The sequence below is a fragment of the Marinobacter shunpengi genome, from assembly GCF_045449695.1.
Lineage (GTDB): Bacteria > Pseudomonadota > Gammaproteobacteria > Pseudomonadales > Oleiphilaceae > Marinobacter.
In genome coordinates, this window is record NZ_JBJJKZ010000005.1 from 387086 (window position 1) to 410393 (window position 23308).

18 protein-coding genes are annotated in these 23308 nt (G+C 62.4%); 14 read left to right on the forward strand and 4 right to left on the reverse strand.

All coding sequences use genetic code 11. The features are described 5' to 3' along the window. Window positions 1-173: 173 nt before the first annotated feature. Window positions 174-1355, reverse strand: a complete 1182-nt coding sequence (locus ACJO2E_RS03745) for an amino acid aminotransferase (RefSeq protein ID WP_406961969.1) — start codon at window positions 1353-1355, stop codon at window positions 174-176. Continuing rightward, a complete protein-coding gene (locus ACJO2E_RS03750; RefSeq protein WP_406961971.1) occupies window positions 1348-4911 on the reverse strand; it encodes an indolepyruvate ferredoxin oxidoreductase family protein in 3564 nt (1187 codons plus the stop codon). Before ACJO2E_RS03750 ends, ACJO2E_RS03745 begins: the two co-directional genes overlap by 8 nt. Window positions 4912-5068: 157 nt before the next feature. Here ACJO2E_RS03750 and ACJO2E_RS03755 point away from each other — a divergent pair, with 157 nt between their 5' ends. The 6 genes from ACJO2E_RS03755 (at window position 5069) to ACJO2E_RS03780 (ending at window position 10594) form a co-directional block, all read left to right on the forward strand. Further along, window positions 5069-5551, forward strand: a complete 483-nt coding sequence (locus tag ACJO2E_RS03755) for an Lrp/AsnC family transcriptional regulator (protein WP_406961973.1) — start codon at window positions 5069-5071, stop codon at window positions 5549-5551. Between the two features lie 181 nt (window positions 5552-5732). Beyond that, window positions 5733-5903 carry a DUF1328 domain-containing protein gene (locus tag ACJO2E_RS03760; RefSeq protein WP_328185498.1) on the forward strand — a complete coding sequence of 57 codons (171 nt, stop codon included), beginning with the start codon at window positions 5733-5735 and terminating at the stop codon, window positions 5901-5903. A 225-nt stretch (window positions 5904-6128) separates the two neighbouring features. Continuing rightward, window positions 6129-7526, forward strand: a complete 1398-nt coding sequence (locus ACJO2E_RS03765) for an alkaline phosphatase PhoX (protein ID WP_406961975.1) — start codon at window positions 6129-6131, stop codon at window positions 7524-7526. 29 nt (window positions 7527-7555) lie between these two features. Continuing rightward, entirely contained in the window at window positions 7556-8104 is a 549-nt protein-coding gene (locus tag ACJO2E_RS03770) for a hypothetical protein (protein WP_406961977.1), read from the forward strand. A 202-nt stretch (window positions 8105-8306) separates the two neighbouring features. Then, entirely contained in the window at window positions 8307-10154 is a 1848-nt protein-coding gene (locus ACJO2E_RS03775; protein WP_406961979.1) for a cation:proton antiporter, read from the forward strand. Between the two features lie 47 nt (window positions 10155-10201). After that, on the forward strand, window positions 10202-10594 hold the full coding sequence (locus ACJO2E_RS03780; protein ID WP_406961981.1) for a nuclear transport factor 2 family protein: 393 nt from the start codon (window positions 10202-10204) through the stop codon (window positions 10592-10594). 37 nt (window positions 10595-10631) lie between these two features. Here the strand turns inward: ACJO2E_RS03780 and ACJO2E_RS03785 are convergent, their stop codons facing one another. Then, window positions 10632-12101, reverse strand: a complete 1470-nt coding sequence (locus ACJO2E_RS03785) for an RICIN domain-containing protein (RefSeq protein WP_406961983.1) — start codon at window positions 12099-12101, stop codon at window positions 10632-10634. Between the two features lie 318 nt (window positions 12102-12419). Here ACJO2E_RS03785 and ACJO2E_RS03790 point away from each other — a divergent pair, with 318 nt between their 5' ends. From ACJO2E_RS03790 to mdoH, 5 genes are all read left to right on the forward strand, one after another. Then, entirely contained in the window at window positions 12420-13079 is a 660-nt protein-coding gene (locus ACJO2E_RS03790; RefSeq protein ID WP_406961985.1) for a class I SAM-dependent methyltransferase, read from the forward strand. A 228-nt stretch (window positions 13080-13307) separates the two neighbouring features. Then, entirely contained in the window at window positions 13308-14615 is a 1308-nt protein-coding gene (locus tag ACJO2E_RS03795) for a ShlB/FhaC/HecB family hemolysin secretion/activation protein (RefSeq protein WP_406961987.1), read from the forward strand. A 155-nt stretch (window positions 14616-14770) separates the two neighbouring features. Beyond that, complete coding sequence (locus tag ACJO2E_RS03800; protein WP_406961989.1) at window positions 14771-16306, forward strand: glucan biosynthesis protein G; 1536 nt, start codon at window positions 14771-14773, stop codon at window positions 16304-16306. Window positions 16307-16359: 53 nt separating this feature from the next. After that, window positions 16360-16647 carry a hypothetical protein gene (locus tag ACJO2E_RS03805; RefSeq protein ID WP_406961991.1) on the forward strand — a complete coding sequence of 96 codons (288 nt, stop codon included), beginning with the start codon at window positions 16360-16362 and terminating at the stop codon, window positions 16645-16647. Continuing rightward, window positions 16631-18742, forward strand: coding sequence for a glucans biosynthesis glucosyltransferase MdoH (gene mdoH, locus ACJO2E_RS03810; protein ID WP_406961993.1), 2112 nt, complete (start codon window positions 16631-16633; stop codon window positions 18740-18742). Before ACJO2E_RS03805 ends, mdoH begins: the two co-directional genes overlap by 17 nt. Before the next feature lie 8 nt (window positions 18743-18750). Here the strand turns inward: mdoH and ACJO2E_RS03815 are convergent, their stop codons facing one another. Next, a complete protein-coding gene (locus tag ACJO2E_RS03815) occupies window positions 18751-20370 on the reverse strand; it encodes a L,D-transpeptidase family protein (RefSeq protein ID WP_406961995.1) in 1620 nt (539 codons plus the stop codon). 188 nt (window positions 20371-20558) lie between these two features. Here ACJO2E_RS03815 and ACJO2E_RS03820 point away from each other — a divergent pair, with 188 nt between their 5' ends. The 3 genes from ACJO2E_RS03820 to ACJO2E_RS03830 all read left to right on the forward strand — a co-directional run bounded on the left by ACJO2E_RS03820 (window position 20559) and on the right by ACJO2E_RS03830 (window position 23302). After that, window positions 20559-21296 carry a murein L,D-transpeptidase catalytic domain family protein gene (locus tag ACJO2E_RS03820; RefSeq protein ID WP_406961997.1) on the forward strand — a complete coding sequence of 246 codons (738 nt, stop codon included), beginning with the start codon at window positions 20559-20561 and terminating at the stop codon, window positions 21294-21296. A 98-nt stretch (window positions 21297-21394) separates the two neighbouring features. Continuing rightward, on the forward strand, window positions 21395-22090 hold the full coding sequence (locus ACJO2E_RS03825; RefSeq protein ID WP_406961998.1) for an SDR family NAD(P)-dependent oxidoreductase: 696 nt from the start codon (window positions 21395-21397) through the stop codon (window positions 22088-22090). A 69-nt stretch (window positions 22091-22159) separates the two neighbouring features. Next, window positions 22160-23302, forward strand: coding sequence for a patatin-like phospholipase family protein (locus tag ACJO2E_RS03830; protein ID WP_406962000.1), 1143 nt, complete (start codon window positions 22160-22162; stop codon window positions 23300-23302). The last annotated feature ends 6 nt before the right edge of the window (window positions 23303-23308 follow it).

Consider the following 23308-nt stretch of genomic DNA (forward strand, 5'->3'; position numbering starts at 1 on the left):
GCAGCGGGACCAGGATGCTTTTCCAGGACACGCCGTGAATCCATCCATGGAGGCTCTTCGAAAACGTCCCTGTTTTCGAAGGTCCTGGAAAAGCATCCCGGACCCACTGCTTCAGACCTTGGAGCTGCCCGCTAAGGTTCTCTCGAATTTTTTAGGGATACTGTCAGAAGGATTTACAAAACACTCCTGATGGCTTCCGCGACTCGCGGCAGCACCTTGTCGTTCAGCCCCGCCACATTCACCCGGCTGGAATCCAGCATGTAGATGCCGTGGTCTTCCCGCAGTGTCTGCACCTGGTCCGGGCTGATGCTGAGGAACGAGAACATGCCCCGCTGCCGCGCGATGAAGCTGAAGTCGCCGGCCGGGGCCAGGGCTTCGGCAAAGGCGTGGCGCAGGTGGAGGATGCGATCGCACATGCCGTTCAGTTCGTTCTGCCACTGCAGGCGCAGGTCACTGTCTCCCAGTATGGTTTCCACGATCGCGGCGCCGTGGGCCGGGGGCATGGAGTAGTGGGAGCGGATGACGCTCAGCAGTTGGCTGGTGGCGGCCTGGTTGATGCTCGCGGTTGCCGAGATCAGCATCAGGGCACCGGTTCGTTCCCGGTAGAGGCCGAAGTTCTTGGAGCAGGAGGCGGCCACCAGCATTTCCGGTACCTGACTGGCCAGGTGGCGGAGGCCGGCGGCGTCTTGCTCCAGACCATCGCCCAGGCCCTGGTAGGCCATGTCCACGAAGGGCAGCAGACCCTTGCGTTGGATCAGGTCGGTCACGCTCTTCCACTGCTCGAGACTCAGATCGGCCCCGGAGGGGTTGTGGCAGCAACCGTGGAGCAGTACCACGTCGCCGGCCTGTGCCCCTTCCAGGCTTTCCAGCATGGCGGCGAAGTCTACCTGTAATGTGTCGCGATTCAGGTAGGGATATTCGCGGATGGCGAGTCCGGCGCCGCCCAGCAGGGGCAGGTGGTTGGCCCAGGTGGGGGTGCTGACCCAGACGGTGGTGTCGGGCTTGCACAGGCGCAGGAATTCCGCCGCCATGCGCAGGGCGCCGCAGCCGCCGGGGGTCTGGACCACGGAGGTGCGCTGGTCACGGATAAGGTTGTTGTCTGCGCCCAGGATCAGATTTGTCATTGCGTCGTTGTAGCCGGCGGAGCCCGCCGGGCCGACGTAGCTCTTGGTGGTTTCACCGTCCAGCATCCGCCGTTCTGCTTCGTGGACGGCGGCCATGATGGGGGTGTTGCCGGCGTCGTCCTTGTAGACGCCGATGCCCAGGTCCACCTTGTGCGGGCGCGGGTCGTCCCGGAAGGTCTGCATCAGTTGCAGGATCGGGTCCTGGGGCAGGGGCTTGAGGGCTTCAAACATGGTCTGCCTCCTTTTCATCAGTCTGGTCATCGGCCTGATGAGTGCGGATCAGGGTGGGGCGACCGGTGTCCAGGGCCTTGTAGAGTTGTGCCTGCTTTTCGCCGATGGCTTCTGCCGCCTGTTCCCGCACCGGGCCATAGCCCCGCACGTCTGCCAGCAGTTCCGCCAGTTGCAGGAAGGTGTCGTAGTTGCTGGCGTTCAGTTCTTTTATGATTCGCTCTACCAGCCCCTGATAGTCCCGCAGCAGGGTCCGGTCCAGCTTGCGGTCGGCGGAGTAGCGGAACGGGTCGATGGCGGTGCCCCGCAGTCCCCGGAATTTCGCCAGCAATCGGAACGCCCGGAACATCCAGGGGCCGAACTTGCGTTTCTTCGGGCGGCCCTGGGCGTCGGTACCCTTGTTCATGATCGGCGGGGCCAGGTGGAAGTGAACCTGGAAGTCGCCTTCGAAGGTGTCGTTCACTTCCTTCATGAAGTCGGTTTCCGCAAACAGGCGGGCCACTTCGTATTCGTCCTTGTAGGCCATGAAGCGGTAGAGCTGCTGGGCCACGGCCCGGGTCAGCAGGCCGTTGGTGTGGCCCAGGCTTTCCTCGGCCTTACGCACATTGGCGACGCTGGCCCGGTACTGGTCCGCCCAGCGGCGGTTCTGGTAATCCACCAGGTGGTGGTAGCGGGTGTCGATGAGCTGGTCCAGGGTGGGTTCCGGTTTTACTTCAACGGCCTCAACCTGATTGTCTTCCAGCAGGTTGGTGATGGCCGGCAGGTCGACGGCGGCCAGGCGGCCCCAGCCGAAGGCTTCCCTGTTACGTTCGACGGCTACACCGTTGAGCTCGATGGCTTTCATCAGCGCGGCTTCGGACAGGGGCAGCAGGCCTTTCTGCCAGGCGAAGCCGAGCATCATGACGTTGGAGAACACGGTGTCGCCCATCAGCCTGTCAGCGATGCCGTTGGCGTCCAGGCGGGCGAAGTGGTCGTCGCCGACAGCGTTGCGGAGGATATCCAGGCGTTTGTCCGCCTGCATGTCCGCGTCCCGGTAGAGCACGTAGTCGGCGGTGGGCAGTTCCGCCTCGTTGGCCACCACGCGGGTGTGGTCGGGCCGCAGTACGCTCAGGGCTTTCTGGGAACTGGCCACCACCAGGTCACAGGCGATGACGGCGTCGGCCTGGCCGTTGCTGGTACGGACCTGGTGCAGCCGGTCCGGGGAAGGCGCCATGCGCACGTAGCTGAGCACGGTGCCGCCTTTCTGGGCGAAGCCCATAAAGTCCAGTACCGACGCACCTTTCGACTCCAGGTGGGCCGCCATGGTGATGAGCTGGCCCACGGTGACCACGCCGGTGCCGCCAACACCACCCACCAGCAGGTCGTAGGAGCCGGCCATGGCGGGAAGTTCCGGGGCAGGCACGTCGGCCAGCTTGCGGGTCAGTACCGAGCCGGTGTCCATGCCCCGGCTCTTGCGTAGCTGGCCGCCCTCGATGGTCACGAAGCTGGGGCAGAAGCCGTTGACGCAGGAGTAGTCCTTGTTGCAGGACGACTGGTCAATCCTGCGCTTGCGGCCCAGTTCCGTCTTGCGGGGCACCACTGACAGGCAGTTGGACTGGACCGAGCAGTCACCGCAGCCTTCGCACACATGGTGGTTGATAAAGGCCCGTTTGGCGGGATCCGGGAACTGCTTGCGCTTACGGCGACGGCGCTTCTCGGCGGCGCAGGTCTGGTCGTAGATCAGTACGGTACAGCCGGGGATATCCCGCAGTTCCCGCTGGACCTGGTCCAGTTCACTGCGGTCATGGAAGGTGACGTCCTTCGGGAAGCGGTCCTTGTGACCGTCGTACTTCTCCGGTTCATCACTGAGTACCACCACCCGTTTGACACCCTCGGAGGCCACCTGCTGGGCGATGGCGTCAACGGTAATCTGGCCGTCCACCGGCTGGCCGCCGGTCATCGCTACGGCGTCGTTGAACAGGATCTTGTAGGTAATGTTGATGCCGGCAGCCACCGCCTGCCGTATGGCCATGGAGCCGGAGTGGAAATAGGTGCCTTCCCCCAGGTTCTGGAACACATGGGGGTTGCCGGTGTATCGGCTCTTGCCGATCCAGTTGACGCCTTCACCGCCCATCTGGATCAGGGATTCGGTGTTACGGCCCATCCACGAGGCCATGAAGTGGCAGCCGATGCCGGCCAGGGCCTTGCTGCCTTCCGGTACCTTGGTGGAGGTGTTATGGGGACAGCCGGAGCAGAAATAGGGCAGGCGTTTGACTCCGCCGGGGTCCTGGGCGGTGGTCATGGTGTTGATGGCCATCAGCCGCTCGTTGAAGTCGATGTCGAAGAACCGGCCCAGGCGGGCGGCCAGGAAACCGGCCACCAGCTTCGGGCTGAGTTCTCCCACGTAGGGGATCAATGGCCGGCCCAGTTCGTCCTGCTTGCCGGTGATCAGCACTTCGCCGGGGCGGTCCGGCTCGGACATATATTCCTTGATCTGACTCTCGATGATGCCGCGCTTTTCCTCAATCACCAGCACTTCCTGCTTGCCGTGGACGAAGTCCAGCACGCCCTTGCGCTCCAGGGGCCAGACCATACCGATCTTGTAGATGTCCAGGCCCATGTCCCGGGCCTTGTCTTCATCGATACCCAGCAGATCCAGGGCTTCCAGCAGGTCCAGGTGGCCCTTGCCGGTGGTGACGATGCCGAAGCGGGCGTCGCGGTTGTTATACAGGCAGCGGTCGATGGGGTTGGCCCGGGCGAAGGCCTGCACGGCGGCCAGTTTGTGTTCAATGCGGGTTTCCAGTTGCGGCCCGGGCAGGTCCGGCCAGCGGTAATGGAGGCCGTCCGCCGGTGGCGTGAAGTCGTCCGGAGTCACGAACTCGGGCAGCGGTGGCAGTTCCACCGAGGCGGCGCTTTCCACCGTTTCGGAAATCGCCTTGAAGCCCACCCAGCAGCCGCTGAAACGGGACAGGGCATAGCCCCAGAGGCCGAATTCCAGGTACTCGGCGATGTTGGCCGGGTTGATGGTGGGCATGAAGAAACTCATGAACGCCACATCGGACTGGTGAGGCATGGAGGAGGACACACAGCCGTGGTCATCCCCGGCCACCACCAGCACGCCGCCGTGGGGCGAGCTGCCATAGGTGGTGCCGTGCTTGAGGGCATCACCGGCCCGGTCGACGCCGGGGCCCTTGCCGTACCAGAGACCGAATACACCATCCACCTGGCGATCATCGTCGGTTTCCACCTGCTGGGTGCCCAGCATGATGGTGGCCGCCAGGTCCTCGTTGATGGCGGGAACGAAGTCGATCCGATTCTGTTCCAGCAGGTCACCCGCCTGCCACAGGGCCTGGTCATAGGCCCCCAGGGGCGAGCCCCGGTAGCCGCTGACCATGCCGGCGGTGTTAAGGCCCTGCCTGCGGTCCAGGGCGGCCTGCATCAGCGGAATGCGAACCAGGGCCTGGGTGCCGGTGAGGAATACGCGACCGGACTCCCGCAGGTAGCGGTCCTCCAGCTTGTAGTCGTCCAGTTGTGGAGTATCCGGATGAAGGATATCGGGTTGACGGGTATCGGTGGACATGGCGCCCTCCTTTTGTTGATTTTATGAACAAAAGTCTAAAGGGGGACGCGCTAAATGTGTTTGCTTTTTGAACATCGCTGACGGGTATTTGCGAAATAAAACGGAGTGATCAACAATAAAAACGAAAGACTCTTTGATAAAAATCAGGTGTTACCAAATGAAACAGGTTGAGCTCGATAAACTGGACCGCCGCATTCTGGACGTACTCCAGCAGGATGGCCGTATCAGCAACCAGTCGCTGGCGGAACAGGTCGGGCTGTCACCGGCCGCCTGCTGGCGGCGGGTTCGTGGGCTGGAGGAGGCTGGGGTGGTTACCGGCTATAGCGCCCGGCTCGATCCCGAGGCCATGGGTCAGGGGCTGTGTGTACTGGTGAACCTGTCCCTGCAACGGCACACCATCGACAGCACGGCGGAAATCGAGCGGGAGGTGAGCAGTTACCCGGAAGTGCTCCAGTGCTTTGCGGTGACCGGCAATGCGGATTTTGTGCTTCGGGTGGTGGTGCCGGACATGGCCAGCTATGACCGTTTCCTCAATGAAAAAATATTTACCCTGCAGGGCATTGCCCAGGTCAATTCCAACTTTGCATTGCGGGAGATCAAAAATACCCAGATGCTGCCTGTGAACGTTTCTGCAGAATAGGTTTCCGGACCTCATGCAGGTAGATATATCCGTTCAGGGTATAATGATGAGTATTAAATGTTGGTCAGGAAGCCGCTGATTTCTTGAGTTCTTCCACCACAGCGCCAATGGTTGAAGTGCGTTACCCAAACTCATGTTGCGTTGGCACCCCATCCTGGTGGCCAATCCTAAGGAGGGAACGATGCTTTACTGGGCTGTTGTCTGTCTGATCATTGCCATTATTGCCGGGGTCCTTGGCTTTGGCGGTATTGCCGGAACTGCCGCAGGCATTGCCAAGATCCTTTTCTTCATCTTCCTGGTGTTGCTGGTGATTTCTCTGGTAGCCAACGCAATGAAGGGGCGTAAGCCCTGACGTGCGGGTTCTCAGGTAAGCCAATTCGGTCAGGCCGGCTCTTGCCGGCCTTTTTTGTGTCCGGCACATCATGACCATATGACATGTGTACATTTTCCAGCTATACGTCTTTAAACCGTCAGGGAAACATCAAGGATCAGACACCCGACGGTAAAACCTGCTCTCTATGGTGACAGACAGCCGGGCAATCAGGCCCGGTCATACAACCAGAACAGAGAGAGACGTATGAAACAGACCAATCCCGCACAACTGCCTGAACAGTCCCGATCGGATTCGCTGAGCCTCAATCGTCGTTCCCTCCTGAAAAGCAGCCTGCTGGGCGCTGCCGGCCTGGCCTTTGGTGGTCTCGCCAGTCGCGACCTGCGCGCCGCCAGCCTACCGTACAGTCCGGATTACGGCCCCCTGTCCCTGAAGGCCGATGAAACCACCGGCCTGTACCTGCTGGCCCTGCCGGAAGGTTTCCGTTACCAGAGCTTTGGCTGGACCGGCGACACCATGTCCGACGGCATCGTTACCCCGGGCGCCCACGACGGCATGGGTGTGGTGGCCGCCAAGGGCAACACGGTCACCATGATCCGCAACCACGAGATCCGTGGTGTCGGTGACCCGTTCACCCGTCTTGCCTATGACCCGCGCACACCGGGCGGCAACACCACACTGACCTTTGATACCTACCAGGGCAAGTGGCTCGACAGCTATGCAGCGCTGTCCGGTACCTCCACCAACTGCGCCGGCGGGCCCACCCCCTGGGGCAGCTGGCTGACCTGTGAGGAGACTACCCTGGGGCCGGAGACCGAAGCCGGCGTCAAGACCCACGGCTGGGTGTTCGAGGTGCCCGCGTTCGGTCGCCCGTCCGCTGAACCCCTCAAGGGGCTTGGCCGTTTCGTCCACGAGGCGGTGGCGGTGGATCCGGTGACCAGCATTGTCTACGAGACCGAGGATCGCGGTACCTCCGGTTTCTACCGCTTTATTCCCAACACCCACGGTCGCCTGCAGGACGGCGGCAAGCTGCAGATGCTGAAGGTGTTGGGCGAGGATCAGGCCAACCTGGCAGAGGGGTACCCTAACGACACCACCTGGCAGGTGGAGTGGGTCGACATCGACAACCCGGAAAAGGCCCACGAGGACGGCACCACCAACAGCCTGGGTGTGTACAGCCAGGGTCGTGCCAAGGGCGGTGCCCGTTTCGAGCGTGGCGAGGGCTGCTGGTACGATAGCGGCTATGTCTACTTCGTCTCCACCTCCGGTGGTGATGCCGGGCAGGGACAGATCTTCGAGTACGACCCCCGCAGCGAAACCCTGCGCCTGGTGTTCGAGAGCCCGGCCGCCGACGTCCTTAACTCGCCGGATAACATCGCGGTCAGCCCCCGTGGCGGCATCATCCTGTGCGAGGACGGCAGCCGTCCCAAGCAGATGCTCCATGGCCTGACCCGTGACGGCCAGATCTTCCCGTTCGCCGAGAACAACGTGATCCTCGCCGGCGAGAAGAACGGTATCTCCGGTAACTACACCGGTCGCGAGTGGTGTGGCGCCACCTTCTACAACCAGTGGCTGTTCGTGAACATCCAGACCCCGGGCATCACCTTTGCCATCACCGGCCCGTGGGACAACGGCGCCCTCTGATAGACTTCACAAGGAAAAGGATCGACGTCATGAAACAATGGATCGCAGCAATGACCCTGGCACTGGCCCCGCTCAGCGCCTCTTCCGCCATCATCTATGAAGGCGCACTGGACGACGGTGCTGTCTACAGTGGGAGCCTGGAATCCGAATCCGGCTGGTCCGAATCCAACGGTTCCTGGGTGGATTTCTGGTCCTTTGATGGTACCGCTGGCGAAAGCATCAGCCTGTTTGCCGGCAGCGACACCACCGATGTGGCCTTCTCGCTGTACACCGGTACGCCGGACAGCTTTTCCCAGCCGTTCTACTTCAACAATGCCGGTGACTGGGACCTGTTATCCCTGGTGACCCTGTCATCCACCGCCGGCAATGAATCCCTGATGGATTTCATCCTGCCGGAAACCGGTACCTTCACCCTGGCCCTCGGTGGTGAGGTGCCTCCCTACCTGGCCGACGGTGAGGGCACCTGGAACTATGATGTCCAGCTCACCCGTTCCGCGGCTGTCTCCGCGCCGGGCTCCCTGGGGCTGCTGGCCCTGGGGCTGTTGGGGCTGGGTGCCATGCGAGCCCGTCAGGCCTGATCCTGCCGTACACGCTACCCGTCTGCCGGGTCGGGTAGTTTTCTGCGCGGCAGGCTGCAATGGCCTGCCGTGTACAGCTTTTCTCCTCTGGCGTATCCTGTGACTCGATCAGGGCTGACCGGAACCGGAGTTGTCAGCGTCCTGTCCGGGCGAGGTCTCTCTGTCGTCCCGCCGAATCAGAAACCAATGGAACCGGGTGTCTATGAGCGTAAGTATCGTTCTCGTACTGGCCAGTATTGGCGTCGCATCTCTCTTCTGTCAGTGGCTGGCCTGGCGGCTGCGGATGCCGGCGATCCTGTTCCTGCTTGCTGGAGGCATTGCCGCCGGCCCGGTACTGGGCTGGCTGCAACCGGAACCGCTGTTCGGTGACCTGCTGTTTCCAATGATTTCCCTGGCGGTTGCGGTGATCCTGTTCGAGGGCAGCCTGACCCTCAAGTATGACGAGATCAAGGGCCATGGCCGCATGGTCCGCAACCTGGTGCCGGTGGGGTCGGTGGTTACCGCCATCATCGGTACCCTGGCAGCCCGGTGGATCCTCGATGTGTCCTGGGAGGTGGCGCTGCTGTTCGGGGCCATTTCCATTGTCACCGGTCCGACGGTCATCGCGCCGCTGCTGCGATCGGTACGGCCCAAGCAGAACCTGGCCAATATCCTGCGCTGGGAGGGCATCATCATCGACCCGGTGGGGGCGCTGCTGGCGGTTCTGGTGTTCGAGGCCATCATCTCCTGGGGACAGGGTAATGTGTTCTGGCACTCAGTCTATATCTTCGGCAAGACTGTGGTCGTGGGTATGGTGTTCGGTGCCGTGGCCGGCTGGCTCAATGGCGTTGCACTGCGCAAGCATCTGCTGCCCCATTACCTTCACAACGCCGGCACCCTGACGTTCATGCTCGGGGTCTATGCCCTGTCCAATGAACTGGCCCATGAATCCGGCCTGCTCACGGTCACGGTGATGGGTATCTGGATGGCCAACATGAAGATGGTGCCCATCGACGACATCCTGGAATTCAAGGAATCCCTCAGTGTCCTGCTGATTTCTGCCCTGTTCATCATCCTGGCGGCGCGGGTGGATTTCGCCGCCATTGCCGAGCTTGGCTGGGGGCTGGTGGCGGTACTGGCGATCCTCATGTTGGTGGCCCGCCCACTCAGCATCGTTCTGTCGGCCATCGGCACCAGACTGAACTGGCGGGAGCAGGCCTTCCTGAGCTGGATTGCCCCCCGGGGCATTGTTGCCGCAGCGGTATCGGCACTGTTTGCCTTCCAGCTTGAGAACCAGGGCTACGAGGACGCCAGCACCCTGGTGCCGCTGGTGTTCATGCTGATTATTGCCACCGTGACCATCCAGAGCCTCACCGCACGACCGGTGGCCAAGGCCCTGGGTGTGGCGGAGCCCGCCGCTTTCGGATTCCTGATCCTGGGAGCCAACAGTGGGGCCCGGGCCATCGCCCTGGCGCTGCAGAAGAATGAGATTCCCGTGGTACTGACGGACACCAACTGGGAGAACGTGCGACAGGCGCGGATGGATGGGCTGAAGGTGTACTTCGGTAATCCCACGTCCGAGCATGCCTCCACCCACCTGGACCTGACCGGGGTGGGCAAGCTGCTGGTGATTTCTCCCTACAAGCAACTCAATTCACTGGCCACCTACCACTTCCTGGACTGGTTCGGCGCCAACAGTGTGTACAGCCTTCCGGAAGGAGAGCAGGACTCCAAGGCCAGCCACCAGACTGCCGAGAAAATCCAGCAGACCCGTGGCCTGTTCAACGATCTTTCCTATCCCAAACTCGCCAGCCTGATGAGCCGTGGCTATACGGTGAAGACCACCCAGTTGAGCGAGAACTTCACCTATGACAATTTCCTGGCGCAGCATGACGGCGAGGCCCGGCTACTGTTCGTGATCAATGACAAGGACAGGATCCACCCGATCCTGGCTGGCGAGAAGGTGGCTCCTGAAACCGACTGGCAGCTCATCAGCCTGGTGCCGCCCAAGGCCGCCAGGGACCGCAAGGCCGAGGATGAATCCTCGCAGGAGAAATCCGGTACCGCCTGACCGACCAACCTGGCGACATCCAACGACAATAACCTGGAGTAGACAACGTGATCGATACCCTCAAGACCTGGCACCAACTGATGCAGAACCGTGACGTCAACGGACTGGATGACCTGCTGGCTGATGATGCCGTGTTCCATTCGCCTGTGGTGCATACCCCACAGGAAGGCAAGGCCATCACCAGAGAGTACCTGGCGGCGGCGTTTTACGTGCTGGGCAACGATCAGTTCGAGTACCTGCGGGAGATTGTCGACGGCAACAACGCCGTGCTGGAATTCCGCACCGAACTGGATGGCATCGTGATCAACGGTATCGACATGATCCAGTGGGATGACGAAGGGCGCATCCGTGACTTCAAGGTGATGGTGCGCCCCCTGAAGGCGGTCAACAAACTGCATGAGAAGATGGCGGCAATGCTCGAGGCCCGCAAGGGCGGCTGAGAGGAAAGGGGAGGGCCCGGCTTGCCGGGCCCCACGCTTACATCCTGTCGAGCTCAAACATCTGATTGGTGTTGCCGCTGATACAGGTCCACTGCATCAGGTTGGCGCCTGCATCCTGGGAGAAACCGTCCACATCCAGGCATTTCTCGCTGTGTTTCGGGATGATCCGCCAGCGGCCGGTGCCGGCACTCTGGAAGCGGAACAGTTGGTTATCGTTGCCCAGCCAGTCCCAGATCATCACATTGGCACCGTTTTCCGTGGACACGCCGGATATATCCAGCGCCTTGTCGGGACCGTGGGACGGTGCGATGCGATAGTAGCCACCGCTGATGTGGGTGACGTTCCACTTCTGGCAGACATTGTCCAGCCAGTTCCACTGCTGGATATTGGTGCCGGCGCTGGTATCGCACATGGCCAGGTCCATGGCCTGGCCGCTATGCACCGGCGTGATGCGGAAGGTGCCGTCGTCGATATTGGTGCTGCCACCGTTGTCATCACCGGGGTCTGATGGCGGTGTCCCGACACGGGCGCACCCCGACACGTTGATGCTGGAGCTGTTGGTGCGCACCAACTGGCAGTTGGGGTTGCCGTTGCTCACCGAGCCGCTGAGGACGTGGGTGTTGCTGGCGTCTTCCAGGAAGATCCCCTGGGCCGTACTGTTGGCGATATCCACATGGCGCACGGTGGTGCCGTTGCTGCCGGACACACTGAAGAAGCCGCGGCCGGAGTTACGGGAGTAGACGCTCTCCACCTCGACGTTGGGGCCATTGTTATTGGCGACCCGGAAGGTGGCGTAACCGCCGCCCTGATTGTTGCGGTTGCCCCTCACCACACCCACGGTGCCGTTGCGGGAATCGTTGAGCAGCAGGCCGGAACCGCCGCTGTTGTTGACCGTCACGTCGCCAATGTTGAAACCATCCACGCCGTAGGTCTCGACACCGTGGGTACGGGAACCCTCCACCCGGATATTGCCACTGATGGTCAGGTTGCGGGCCGGGCCCGTGGAGGCATCCACCCGGATGCCCAGACCCACCGGATTACTGATGTTCAGGTCCATGGTGATGTTGTGCAGGGTGACGTTGGAACAGCCCCGGAACCACATGCCATAGCGGGGATTGCCCTCCACATTCAGGTTGCGCACCGTGACGCCGTTGCGACGATCGCAGTAGACCGGCACCACCAGTTCACCACCGTTGGCGATGATGGTATTGCCGTGGAAGTCGAGCACGGTACCATCCCGTGGTCGTATGCCATACACTTCGCCCCCATCGGAACCGGAACTGCCCGAGGTGCGGACGTTCACGGTGCCGGGGCCCATATTGTTGATCGCGGCATTCACCGCATCGATCATGTGGGTACCGGTATAGACATTGTTGCCGTCCACCGACGCACGCCAGTAGAAACCGCTGCGCTGGACTTCGGCATCGGCCAGGGCGATGAGAGGAAAGGCGGCCAGGATGGCAAGGGCGATGACCCCGCCGCGCATGGCTGTTGGCATTGAAAGCATAGCGAGTACTCCGGGTTGTCAGGGCCGTCCGGTGGGTCTGGTAACAACGCTGGAGAAACCAGTTTTCCTCAATCACAGGCTCGTCGGGCATCGACAACCCTGTGCTGCGGACGACTGCCGGCCCCTTGGATTATTGTTTTACTGCGGTTGGTTAGCCTGGTGTCCCGTTTGGTCGGCGAACTAACCAAACGGGACACTAACCTGGGCGTGGAGGTCGGCTGCATCACCTGAATCCCGCCATGTCGGGAGCGGGCGTTTGTCTGGTTGATTGATGGCCTCCTGGTTCTCAAACTCACGGATCGTAATCTGGAGATCTTCTTGACGACTCAGCGCCTGGCGGCCCGGGATTTCTGCAGTGTCTGCCATGGTGGGCCCCTGGCGGAGTTCGCCCGTGTGGGTGATCGTCTGTACCGTCGTTGTGGGCAATGCCGGGCCACGGTCATGGACCCGAATGGATGGCTGTCGGAACAGGACGAGGCGGAAGTGTATCGGCTCCACGACAATGCCGTGGACGATCCGGGGTACCGTCGTTTCCTGGACAAACTGGCCACGCCGCTACTAGGCAGGCTTTCGCCAGGGCAACATGGACTGGATTTCGGCTGCGGCCCGGGTCCGGCACTGGCGGCCATGCTGGAGGAGCGGGGGCTGACGGTCACCGGCTATGACCCGGTGTTCTTCCCGGACGCTGGGGTGCTGGCGCGGCAATGGGATTTCATTACCTGCACGGAGGTGGTTGAACACCTGCGTGACCCCTGGGGCGTCTTCCGGCAACTCGATGGGATGCTCAGACCCGGAGGCACGCTGGGGGTGATGACCTGCTTCCAGACTGACGATAGCCGGTTCGTGAACTGGCACTACCGCCGGGATCCCACCCATATCGTGTTCTACCGGGAAGAGACGCTGCACTGGCTGGCCGATCGGTTCGGCTGGTTGCTGGAAATCCCCCGCAAGGATGTCGCACTGTTCCGCAAGACGTGACACTCCGTAATCCCTGAAACCCTGTATCCAACTGTAAACAGCGCCTGTCGTGAAAGTGGGCGCGTTATAACTTGATGCCGGGGTTTCAAAGGCTTGCGGAAGTCTCTGTTTCGTAAGAAATATTAAAATTGTAAAGTCCTGCTACCGTGGGGCTGAAATCATGGATTGGTTGTAATCATCCGGTTTAGCATGACGGCACAAAACCGGCACCCGACACCATTGAGCCCCATGCCATACATCTCATTCAGTACACGCCAGACCCTTCCGGTCATCATTGCACTAATGACAACGGTGGGGCTGTGTGCACCGTTGATGGCGGACAGCGCATCCACTGGTGTCGATGCCGGGCAGCACCAGCGCACCATGGGACTGCTGCAACAGAGCCTGGCGTGGGTACGGCGCGGTCAGGAGGCGACGGCAACATCCGGGGCGACGCCTGAATCTGCGCCCGTGACCGTGGCTACCCGTACGGATGCTTCCACTGCCGCCATTCCCATCTCATCCAGTGCGGCCAGGGACCAGTGGATCGGCGAGAAGTTCTTTCTGCGGGGTGAAGACCATGAGGCCGAGCAGAGCGACCGGGTCCGGGTGGGGTTCGAGACGGACCGGGTTCCCGGACTCAGCAATAACCTGTCCGTGGACGGCAGCTGGTCCACCTCCCAGCGGCCTGGCGACAGCACCATGGACATGGGCCTGACCTGGCAGGTGCCCATGGGAGACAACCACCTGGAATTTCGGGGCCGCATCCACGAATACGAGAACGAGGTGGACGACGGTGACGTCAAGCGGTTTGGGGGCTCCCGGCAGACCCTGGAAATCGACCTGGCCCGTAACCTGTACCGTGGTGACAGTGCCAGCCTGGATGCGCGGGTTGTTACCACTGACGTCACCAGGCGCTGGTATCAGGATGGCGACCTGAGTGATGAAGCCCGGCGCAGCTATTCCCTGTTGCGTCTCGATGGCCAGGTGGAACGGTACCTGCCGTTGCTGGATACCTACGGTGATCTCGGTTTTTCCGTTGAGGGTTGTGTGGCACTCACGGACGGTGTCGAGCAGGAATCCTGCGGGGAAGGGCTGGGAACCTTCCAGCGCTATAACCTGAGCGCCAACCTCCGGCGCCAGTGGCTGAACATGGACTGGGCGCTCCAGGGGGAATACCAGTTCACCCCCAATGAACTGCCTTCCTGGCGCCACCTGGAGGTGGGTCCGGGCATGATGCACGGGTTTGGCGGCCAGGCCCTGCGGGGCCGGGAAGGGGGCTGGCTGCGACTGGATAGCGAAACCCGCAGCCGACCGTTCTGGTCCCCCATGGACCTGTACACCAACATCCGCTTCTCACTACTTCGGGGGTGGACCGAAGCCGCGGTGGAACCTCACCTGACCAGTCGGGCCAGCGTGGCGGAGGTGTTCTGGCGGGTCAGTGGCGAGCACCTTTCCGGCGGGCTCCGGGCCGGCACCCTGCTGGACAGTGCCGGGCCCGACGTGGTGACCACCCATGTGCCGGATGTGTCCGTCGACCTGACCTGGACACTCTAGTATTCCTTCTGTGGCTCCTGCTCCGCCTTTGTGTCGTATCACTTACAAAGACGTCACTTGCTGCCCGGTCCGGGTGGAGTTACAAACAGGGATGTCATGTTTGTTCGGGGCGGCGTCTGCCCCTTTTACCAAAACACACCCAGGGAACCCCACGTATGCTACGTCCGCTCGCAGGACTGCTGTGCATCTGCCTGGTGGCGTCGAAGGCTACCGCTGCTGAGTCCTTCGGTTTCTCGGATGTGGCCGCAAAGGCCCGGGACCTGGCTCAGCAGGGGTGGAGTGCGCCTGCCGGTATACCGGATTTTCTCAGGGAGATCGAATACAGTCGCTACCAGGAGATCCGTTTCCGGGAGGACCGTAACCTCTGGCGCGATTCCGACTCGCCCTTCCAGGTGATGCTGACCCCGGCCGGCAAGCATTTTACCCACGCCGTGGAGCTGAATGAGATCCGTGACGGTCAGGTCAGGCCGATCCCCTTTGCCCGCGACAATTTCTCCTACCCCAGCGAGGAGTTCGCCAAGCGAATTCCTGCGGATCTGGGGTACGCCGGTTTCCGTTTGACCTACCCCCTGCGTGGGCCGGATATCAACAACCAGTTCCTGTCCTTTGCCGGTGCCAGTTATTTCCGGGGTGTGGGGCGCAACGACGGCTTTGGTCTGTCCGCCCGCGGGGTCGCCATCGATACCGGGCTCTCCAGTGGTGAGGAATTCCCCTCGTTCATCGAGTTCTGGCTGGAAAAACCGGAGGGAGGGACCGAAGAGATGGTGCTCTATGCCCTGCTGGATGGCCCCAGCCTGACCGGCGCCTACCGGTTCACCGTCCGGCCAGGTGATGCGCTGGAGGTGGACGTACAGGCCCAGCTGTTTTTCAGGAACCAGGTGGACCTGGCGGGCTATGCCCCCCTGACGAGCATGTTCTACTACGGCGAGAACACGCTCCGTCCCGTGGGGGAGTGGCGGCCCCAAGCCCATGATTCCGATGGCCTGCTGGTGGCGGACGGCGACTCCGGGGAGTGGCTTTGGCGTCCGCTTATCAATCCGGCCTCGCTGCGCATGAGTTACCTCAGGGCCAATAACCCGAAGGGGTTCGGGCTGATCCAGAGGGACCGGGACTTCCGTGATTTCCAGGATCTGGAGGCACGCTATGAACGTCGGCCCAGCGCCTGGGTTGAACCCCGGGGTGACTGGGGCAAAGGCAATGTGGTGCTGGTGGAAATACCCACCCGTTCGGAAGTGAATGACAACATTGTTGCCTTCTGGGCGCCGGAGGAATCTCCCGGTGCGGGCGACAGCGTGGAACTGGCCTATACCCTGACGTTCGGACCGCCGGAAATCACCGGAAATCCCACCGGCGCGGCCATACATACCTTCGTGGGTGATGGCAACCGTATCGGGGGAGGCGACCAGGAGGGGGCCTACCGGATCCTGGTGGATTTTGCCGGTGGCGCCCTGGACAAGACCGATCCCGGGGCGGACGTGGTCAGCCATGTCAGTGCGGGTGGTGATACCAGGGTGCTGGAGCACTTCGTGGAGTATTCGGAGCCGACCGGGCAATGGCGCCTGTCGATGCTGGTGAAGCCGCCCCCGGATCAGACACTGGACCTGAGGGCCTTCCTTTCCAGAGATGGGGAACCACTGACCGAAACCTGGACCTATGAATTGCCGCCGGGGCTTGATTTACGGTCCCAGTAACGGGAGCCGGACCAGGTTGTTGGAGACAGGTGTTGGAGAGACAGGAGAGAGCTGTGGAGAAAACCATTTGTCAGTACGCTCTCGATCGCGTGATGCTTTACCTGCAGAACTACGGGGTGAAACCGTCTCCCGAGGTCTGTCGGCGGGCACTGGCCCTGATCGACGATTGCCTGGAAGATGCCGGTAGCGCAGCCTGCGATGGCCCCGGGGGGCTGCCGGGCGGGGTTCTGGCCATGGTGTTCGACCGGCTGCCGGAGGCGTTCAGCCTTCCGGCGCTGGACCTGCCTGTCCAGCGCCCACCCATTCGTCGAGGGAGCATCGGTTATGGGCCTCCCGTATGAACTGAAAACGGTGTCTTCAGCGGCATCAGTTGGCGGACAGTGGCAGTTGGTAGCAACGGTCAGGCGGTTTCTGCTGGCGGTGCTGGTGCTGGGGCAGACCCTGGTGGCCACCTGGTTGATGCTGCGGGTATTGCCTTACCATGGGGGCACGTGGGTAGAGATCGGTCTGGCAGGCCTGTTTGCGGTTCTCTACGCCTGGATCGCCGTTGGTTTCTGGACCGCGGTTTACGGTTTTGTGCTCAGGCTGGCAGGCGGTGACCGCTGGTCACTGGCCCGTCGACATGATGAGCGGGAGCTGGCGGCGACCCCCCTGACAAGGACCGCCGTGGTCATGCCTATTTACCATGAACCGGTGCAGCGAACACTGCGGGGGCTGCGGGCTATCTACCGGGATCTGGAACGGGCCGGACAGATTGAGCACTTCGAGTTCTATATCCTGTCGGACAGCCGCGATCCGGAGGTTTGGCTGGAAGAACAGGCCGCCTGGCAGGGCCTGTGCAACGAACTCAATGCCAATGGTCGCCTGTTCTATCGTCGCCGTACGGTTAACCTGAACTACAAGAGCGGCAACGTGGCGGACTTCCTGCGCCGCTGGGGCCGTCGCAGCCGTTACACCGTGGTGCTGGACGCGGACAGCCTGATGGGCGGCGATACGCTGATCCGGATGGTTCGCCTGATGGAACTTGAACCCCGGGTGGGGATCCTCCAGACGGCCCCCGGTGTGGTGCGGGGGCGTTCCCTGTTTGCCCGCATCCAGCAGTTCGCCAACCGGCTATACTCCCCCCTCTTTGCCACCGGCCTCGCTGGCATCCAGATGGGCGATGCTGCCTTCTGGGGGCATAATGCCATCCTGCGTACCGATGCGTTCATGGCCCATTGCGGCCTGCGCAAGTTGCCCGGAGCCGGCCTGTTTAGAGGGCCGATCCTGAGCCATGATTTCGTCGAGGCGGCGTTAATGGGACGGTCGGGCTACGAGGTGTGGCTGGAGCCGTCCCTGGTCGCCAGTTACGAAGAGTCACCACCGAGCCTGGCGGACGAGCTGTCCCGGGATCGTCGCTGGTCCAAGGGCAACCTGCAGCACCTGTGGATCATGTTGCGGGCCCCTGGGTTGCGGTTTGCCCACCGGATGGCGTTTTTCAATGGCATCATGGGATACCTGTCCTCGCCCCTGTGGTTGCTGTTCCTGGTGTTGACCACTGTGGAGGCGGCCCAGCTTGCCCTGATGCCCATCGACTATTTTCCGGACGATCAGCCGGGGCTGTTTCCGTTGTGGCCCGAATGGAGCCCCGGGCTGGCCCTGACCCTTGCCCTGACCACGGTCACCATGCTGTTTGCGCCCAAGCTGATCGCCTGGCTCGATGCCCTGGTCCATCGCCGGGCCCGGTCCTTTGGTGGGGCCTTCAGAACCCTGTTGAGCGTGGTGATGGAGGCGGTGGTGTCGGTGCTGCTGGCGCCTATCAAGATGCTGTCCCATTCGGCCTACGTCCTGGGTGCGTTGTTCAATCTCTCCCTCAGTTGGGCGGGGCAGAACCGGACCGAAGAAACCCGCTGGCGCGAAGCCCTGGTCTCCCAGGCCCCGGGCATGGCCGTCGGCCTGGCCTGGTCGGCTTTTGCCTGGTACCTGGATCCGCTGTTTTTCCTGTGGTCATTGCCGGTGGCCGTACCCCTGGTGCTGTCTGCCCCGACGGCGGTATGGCTCAGCCGGATGAGGGCGGGGCAGTGCCTGCGGCGGCTCGGCATCCTGTGCACACCTGAGGAAACGGCGCCCTGCCTCCTGCTCCAGGATACTGCCGATGAAGAGTCATTGCTGCCTCCCCTGGGCCAGTTGACCCGATTTGAGGAGGCGGTACTGTTGCCGGCGGTCAATGCCATGCACTGCAGCCTGGCGCGCAGCCATCCGGGCCGGCTGCGGCGGGAAACCCTGCAGACACTGGCCCGGCGATGCCTTGATCGCGGACCCGGAGCCCTCGACCGCGCGGAACTGAGCCAACTTTGCCGTGACAGCGATACCCTGGCCTGGCTCCACCATGCGGCCTGGCGGTCCGACCCGGATACCTGGTGGGGGCGGAAGCTTGCCCAGGCCGTGGCGTCGTGATGTCTCCCTTACGGCTCCTCATCCAGCAGGTCGACCACCAGCCGGTCTTCCTCGTAGGTGTCGGGGCGGTACCGTACAAGGCCATCGGGGTCTGCTTCGGCGGTCCAGTAGGCCATGACCAGGGGAATACGGGCCGGCAGGGAAAGGTTCCGGGTCTTGCCCGAGGAGCGGGCGTTGCTCAATTGCCGTCGGGTGCTCTCCGAGGCTTCCCGGAACAGTCGCTCGCTCAGTTGCACCGCATTCTCGACCCGCACGCAGCCGGAGCTGTAGAACCGGTCCGGCGTGTCGAACAGCCAGCGGGAAGGGGTGTCGTGCAGGTAGACTGCAAAGGGGTTGGGGAACCGGATGGCCACTTCGCCGAGGGCGTTGCCGGGGCCGGCGGCCTGCCTGAGCATCAGGTTGCCGGGCTGGCTCCAGTCCACCTGGTCCGGATCCAGCGGAGTACCGCTGCGATCCAGTACGGTCAGCCGGTTGCGCCAGAGGTAGTCGGGGTCGGCCTGGATCGCCGGCAGGGTGTCCTCATAGAACACGGTGGGCGGAATGGTCCAGGTGGGGTTAACGGTGATGTGGCTGATGGCTGAGGTGAGTGCCGGGGTTTTCCGCTCTGGCCGGCCGACCTGGGTGTTGCCGTGCCAGACCTCCGCGCCATCCCGGATCAACTGGACGCGGGCACCGGCAATATCCACCAGCACCATGTCACTGGTGAGGTAGGGGGCAATCCAGCGCAGTCGCTCCAGGTTGGCCCGGGTGCGGGCCTTCCACGCCCCCGGCGCCAGGTTCAGTGCTTCCAGGGTGGCTTTGCCCACCAGCCCGTCGTCGTCCAGGCCGTGGTCGCGCTGGAAGGCTTTTACGGCCCGGGTAATGTGCTGGTCAAAGCGGGTTTGTTCCGGCGGCATCGCCGCCGGATCGGAAGGAGTCGCCGGCCCGGGCAGGTAGCCCTGGGCGTTCAGGCGGGCGACGAGGGCGTCCACCCTGGGACCACTGTCGTCCTGCCTGAGCGTGGGGCCCGGCGGCACCGGTGGCCAGCTCTCCGGCAAGTGGCGGTATTGCTCCCGGTAGGCGGTGCGCAGGTTCTGGTACCGCTCAATGGACGGACGTGACCGCTGATAGGCCTGCCGCAGGCCGTTGCGGTGGTAGAAATCACGGTGGATGTCGATGGCAAACTGCTCGGCATCCGGGTGTTTGGGCGCCTGATGCCACATCAGGCCTAACTCCTGCGGGTCCAGCCGGCCCCGGGTCAGGTCTGACAGGGACCACGCCAGGGCGAGGGTTGCCAGCTCGGCCTGGCAGGGGGTGGGCGGCATGTCGGCCGGTAACTGGTCGGCAATCCGTGCCAGGTCGGACAGCTGGTAGTTCTGTGGATTCAGGCCGTCAAACCTGAGCCGGTCCAGTTCCCGCAGTAGCCGCTGCCATTGCAGGCGGTCACGCCAGCGTTCGGTATGGGGCTGGATGTTGGCCAGCTCACTGGCAGCCTGTTCTACAAAGGCCGGTGGATCCGGCGCTGCCGGGCAACCCGCCCGGAGGCTCTGTGCTTGGCCGGGGCCGGCGAGGATCAGCCACAGGCCGACGGCGCCGAGGGTCTGGACCACGGAGTGACGTAATAGTGCCCCTGGGCTCGAGTCCCGCATACCGAGCGTCCTCCAGCAGCCGTTCCAGCGGCTGTCGCTGTGCGCAGAAAGTGTTGCAGTTTGTATGGATTTTGTACAATTCGACCCATTTCCCACATTATTCCCGGGAATTTATTGCACAATAGTGACCATTGAATCGCCGGCACGGCAACATCAGAATCCCCCGACCATGGCATGAGGAATGGTAAATGGTAGTCAGAGGCCTGAAACGCGCTCTGTTGGTATCGGTTTGTGCGCTTTCGTTCAGCCTGCCTTCAATCACCAGTCTAGCAGCGGTCACCGAGGACAGCCTGTTTTCCGGGCTGGCCGATTCCGCTCCCAACCTTAATCCCGAGGTGCTTCGCTACGCCCTTATGGCCACCCAGTGTGCCGTTCGCCATGGCGAAAGCTATCCGGACAGGCTGGCGGTGATTGATTTCTCATTGCCTTCCAGTCAGAAACGGTTATGGATATTCGACCTGCGGCAGCGCAGCCTGATCATCCGCGACCTGGTCGCCCATGGCCGTAACTCCGGTGACCTGGAATCCACGCGCTTCTCCAACGTGGAAGGCAGTTACCAGTCAAGCATCGGTCTGTTCCGGGCGGCGGAGAGCTATCGGGGCAAGCATGGCTATTCACTGCGCCTGGATGGGCTTGAGCCGGGGTTCAATGACCACGCGCGCGAGCGGGCTATCGTGATCCATGGCGCCGACTATGTGGACCCGTCCTGGATCGACACCTATGGCCGTATCGGACGCAGCCTGGGCTGCCCGGCAGTACGGGAGGAAATCAGCCATCAGGTAGTGGATTCCCTGAAGGGCGGGCAACTGGTCTTCAAGTACTATCCCGACGAGGAATGGCTCAGCCGTTCCGGCCTGCTGAACTGTGGTGATGCCACGGTGGCGGGCGCGTCGTCCGGCACCCCGGGCGACAAACACGGGTCCTGAGAGTCACTTGGGAATGGCCGGGTCTTTTACGCCCCGGTCGGTTCTCGGCTATTCTGATTGCTCCAATGACAATACAGGAATGGCAGGAGAACCCTTTCATGTCAGACAATTCCCCTCAAGGCCCCCTGGCGGGCAAACGTATCCTGGTCACCCAGGCCGACGCCTTTATGGGCCCCGTGCTGTGCGACGTGCTGCGGGAGCAGGGCGCCACCGTTATTGCCAGCCATGATGATATTACCGACCCCGAGACCCCGCAACGGATTGTCAGCGAAGCTGGCCCGATCGATACCCTGGTGGCCAACCTGGCCGTACCGGCGCCCTCCACCCGGGTAGGGGATGTGTCCGAGGATGAGTGGTGTGATACCTTCGCCGCGCTGGTGGATCCGTTGCCGCGCTTTATCCAGGCGTTACTTCCCGGGATGCGTGACCAGGGCCATGGCCGGGTGCTGGTCATGGGCAGTGCATCGGCCCTGCGGGGCATGAAGCGGGCGTCCACCTACAGTGCCGCCCGTGGCGCGCAGATGGCCTGGGTACAGGCGGTTGGTGTCGAGCTGGCACCGGAGAACATCCAGGTTAACCTGATTGCCCAGAATTTCGTGGACAATCCCACCTATTTCCCCCCCGAGATCCAGGAGAACCCGAAGTTCCAGGATCGGCTGAAGCGTGAGGTGCCCCTCGGGCGCCTCGTTGGCGCCAGGGAGGACGCCCAGTTTGCTGCCTACCTGTGCAGCGATGCCTCGAGCTGCTTCGTGGGCCAGGTGTTCCCGGTCTGTGGTGGCTGGGTAAACCGATAACACGATGTCGGTCCGCTGGCCCAGGCTGGCGGGTACGGATTGTTGATTCAGCAGGACTGGGAGGCGTTCATGGAAACCGGTATCGTGCTGACGGGTGGTGGCGCCCGTGCCGCCTACCAGGTGGGGGTGCTCAGGGGTATCTCGGATATGTATCCGGACTGGGAGAACCCGTTCGGGGTGATCGTCGGTACCTCGGCGGGGGCCATCAATGCCGCGTCCATAGCTGGTGGCAGTTCCATATTCCGACACAATATCAGTCACCTGGAGGGGCTCTGGTCGGAAATTACCGTTAACCGGATCTACAAGAGCCAGACGCTGGAAATCTTCCGCAATATGACCGGTGTTGCCCGGAGGCTGTTCATGGGCCAACCGGACGGTTCTCCCGTGGCCCTGCTCAATAACAGTCCCCTGCGGGCCATGCTTGAGGAGGAGCTGGACTTCGGGGCCATATCGGCGGCCATCGATGACGGCCGTCTATCGGCCCTGGGTGTCAACGCCTGCGGTTATTCCACCGGCCAGAACGTGTGTTTCTTCCAGGGCAAGGACAGCCTGAAAAGCTGGACGGTGGGCCAGCGTGCCGGCGCACGCACGCACCTGGGGCTGGACCATGTGATGGCATCCACGGCCATTCCCACGGTATTTCCGCCGGTGCAGATCAACCGGGAGTATTTCGGCGACGGGGTGACCCGGCAGATGGCCCATGTCAGCCCGGCGCTGCGGCTGGGGGCCGACCGGGTGCTGGTGATCGGCGTCAGCGCCAACAGCATGTGCCCCACCGAACGACCGGAACCACCGGGCACCCCCACGTTCTCGCAGGTGATTGCCCAGGTGTTCAACGGCATGTTCCTGGACACGCTGGACTACGATATCGACCGTCTCAGGCTGATCAACCGACTGCTGGAATTGATTCCGGAGGAGAAGCAGAAGGAGCTGGATCTCCGGCCCGTCAACCTGCTGGAGATTTCACCCAGCCAGCAGATCAACGCCATCGCGGAGAAGTACCTGGATGGCATGCCGCTGGTGCTGCGTAACCTGGTGGGTGCCTCGGACCGGCACCACGGCACCGCCGCCAGCCTGGCCAGCTACCTGCTGTTCGACCCCCGCTTCTGTCAGGAACTGATCAGTCTGGGTTACCACGACGCGCAACAGCACGCCAACCAGATCAACCGTTTCTTCCACGAGCAGCCAGCATCTGGACAGGAGGAGGGCTGAAATCAG

What these genes read in the sequence shown, in the direction of transcription:
- mdoH (WP_406961993.1), top strand. Translation starts at nt 16,631, where the DNA reads ATGGGCCTCCCGTATGAACTGAAAACGGTGTCTTCAGCGGCATCAGTT.
- ACJO2E_RS03775 (WP_406961979.1), top strand. Translation starts at nt 8,307, where the DNA reads ATGAGCGTAAGTATCGTTCTCGTACTGGCCAGTATTGGCGTCGCATCT.
- ACJO2E_RS03815 (WP_406961995.1), bottom strand. Translation starts at nt 20,370, where the DNA reads ATGCGGGACTCGAGCCCAGGGGCACTATTACGTCACTCCGTGGTCCAG.
- ACJO2E_RS03795 (WP_406961987.1), top strand. Translation starts at nt 13,308, where the DNA reads ATGCCATACATCTCATTCAGTACACGCCAGACCCTTCCGGTCATCATT.
- ACJO2E_RS03770 (WP_406961977.1), top strand. Translation starts at nt 7,556, where the DNA reads ATGAAACAATGGATCGCAGCAATGACCCTGGCACTGGCCCCGCTCAGC.
- ACJO2E_RS03800 (WP_406961989.1), top strand. Translation starts at nt 14,771, where the DNA reads ATGCTACGTCCGCTCGCAGGACTGCTGTGCATCTGCCTGGTGGCGTCG.
- ACJO2E_RS03765 (WP_406961975.1), top strand. Translation starts at nt 6,129, where the DNA reads ATGAAACAGACCAATCCCGCACAACTGCCTGAACAGTCCCGATCGGAT.
- ACJO2E_RS03760 (WP_328185498.1), top strand. Translation starts at nt 5,733, where the DNA reads ATGCTTTACTGGGCTGTTGTCTGTCTGATCATTGCCATTATTGCCGGG.
- ACJO2E_RS03820 (WP_406961997.1), top strand. Translation starts at nt 20,559, where the DNA reads ATGGTAGTCAGAGGCCTGAAACGCGCTCTGTTGGTATCGGTTTGTGCG.
- ACJO2E_RS03825 (WP_406961998.1), top strand. Translation starts at nt 21,395, where the DNA reads ATGTCAGACAATTCCCCTCAAGGCCCCCTGGCGGGCAAACGTATCCTG.
- ACJO2E_RS03755 (WP_406961973.1), top strand. Translation starts at nt 5,069, where the DNA reads ATGAAACAGGTTGAGCTCGATAAACTGGACCGCCGCATTCTGGACGTA.
- ACJO2E_RS03750 (WP_406961971.1), bottom strand. Translation starts at nt 4,911, where the DNA reads ATGTCCACCGATACCCGTCAACCCGATATCCTTCATCCGGATACTCCA.
- ACJO2E_RS03830 (WP_406962000.1), top strand. Translation starts at nt 22,160, where the DNA reads ATGGAAACCGGTATCGTGCTGACGGGTGGTGGCGCCCGTGCCGCCTAC.
- ACJO2E_RS03785 (WP_406961983.1), bottom strand. Translation starts at nt 12,101, where the DNA reads ATGCTTTCAATGCCAACAGCCATGCGCGGCGGGGTCATCGCCCTTGCC.
- ACJO2E_RS03745 (WP_406961969.1), bottom strand. Translation starts at nt 1,355, where the DNA reads ATGTTTGAAGCCCTCAAGCCCCTGCCCCAGGACCCGATCCTGCAACTG.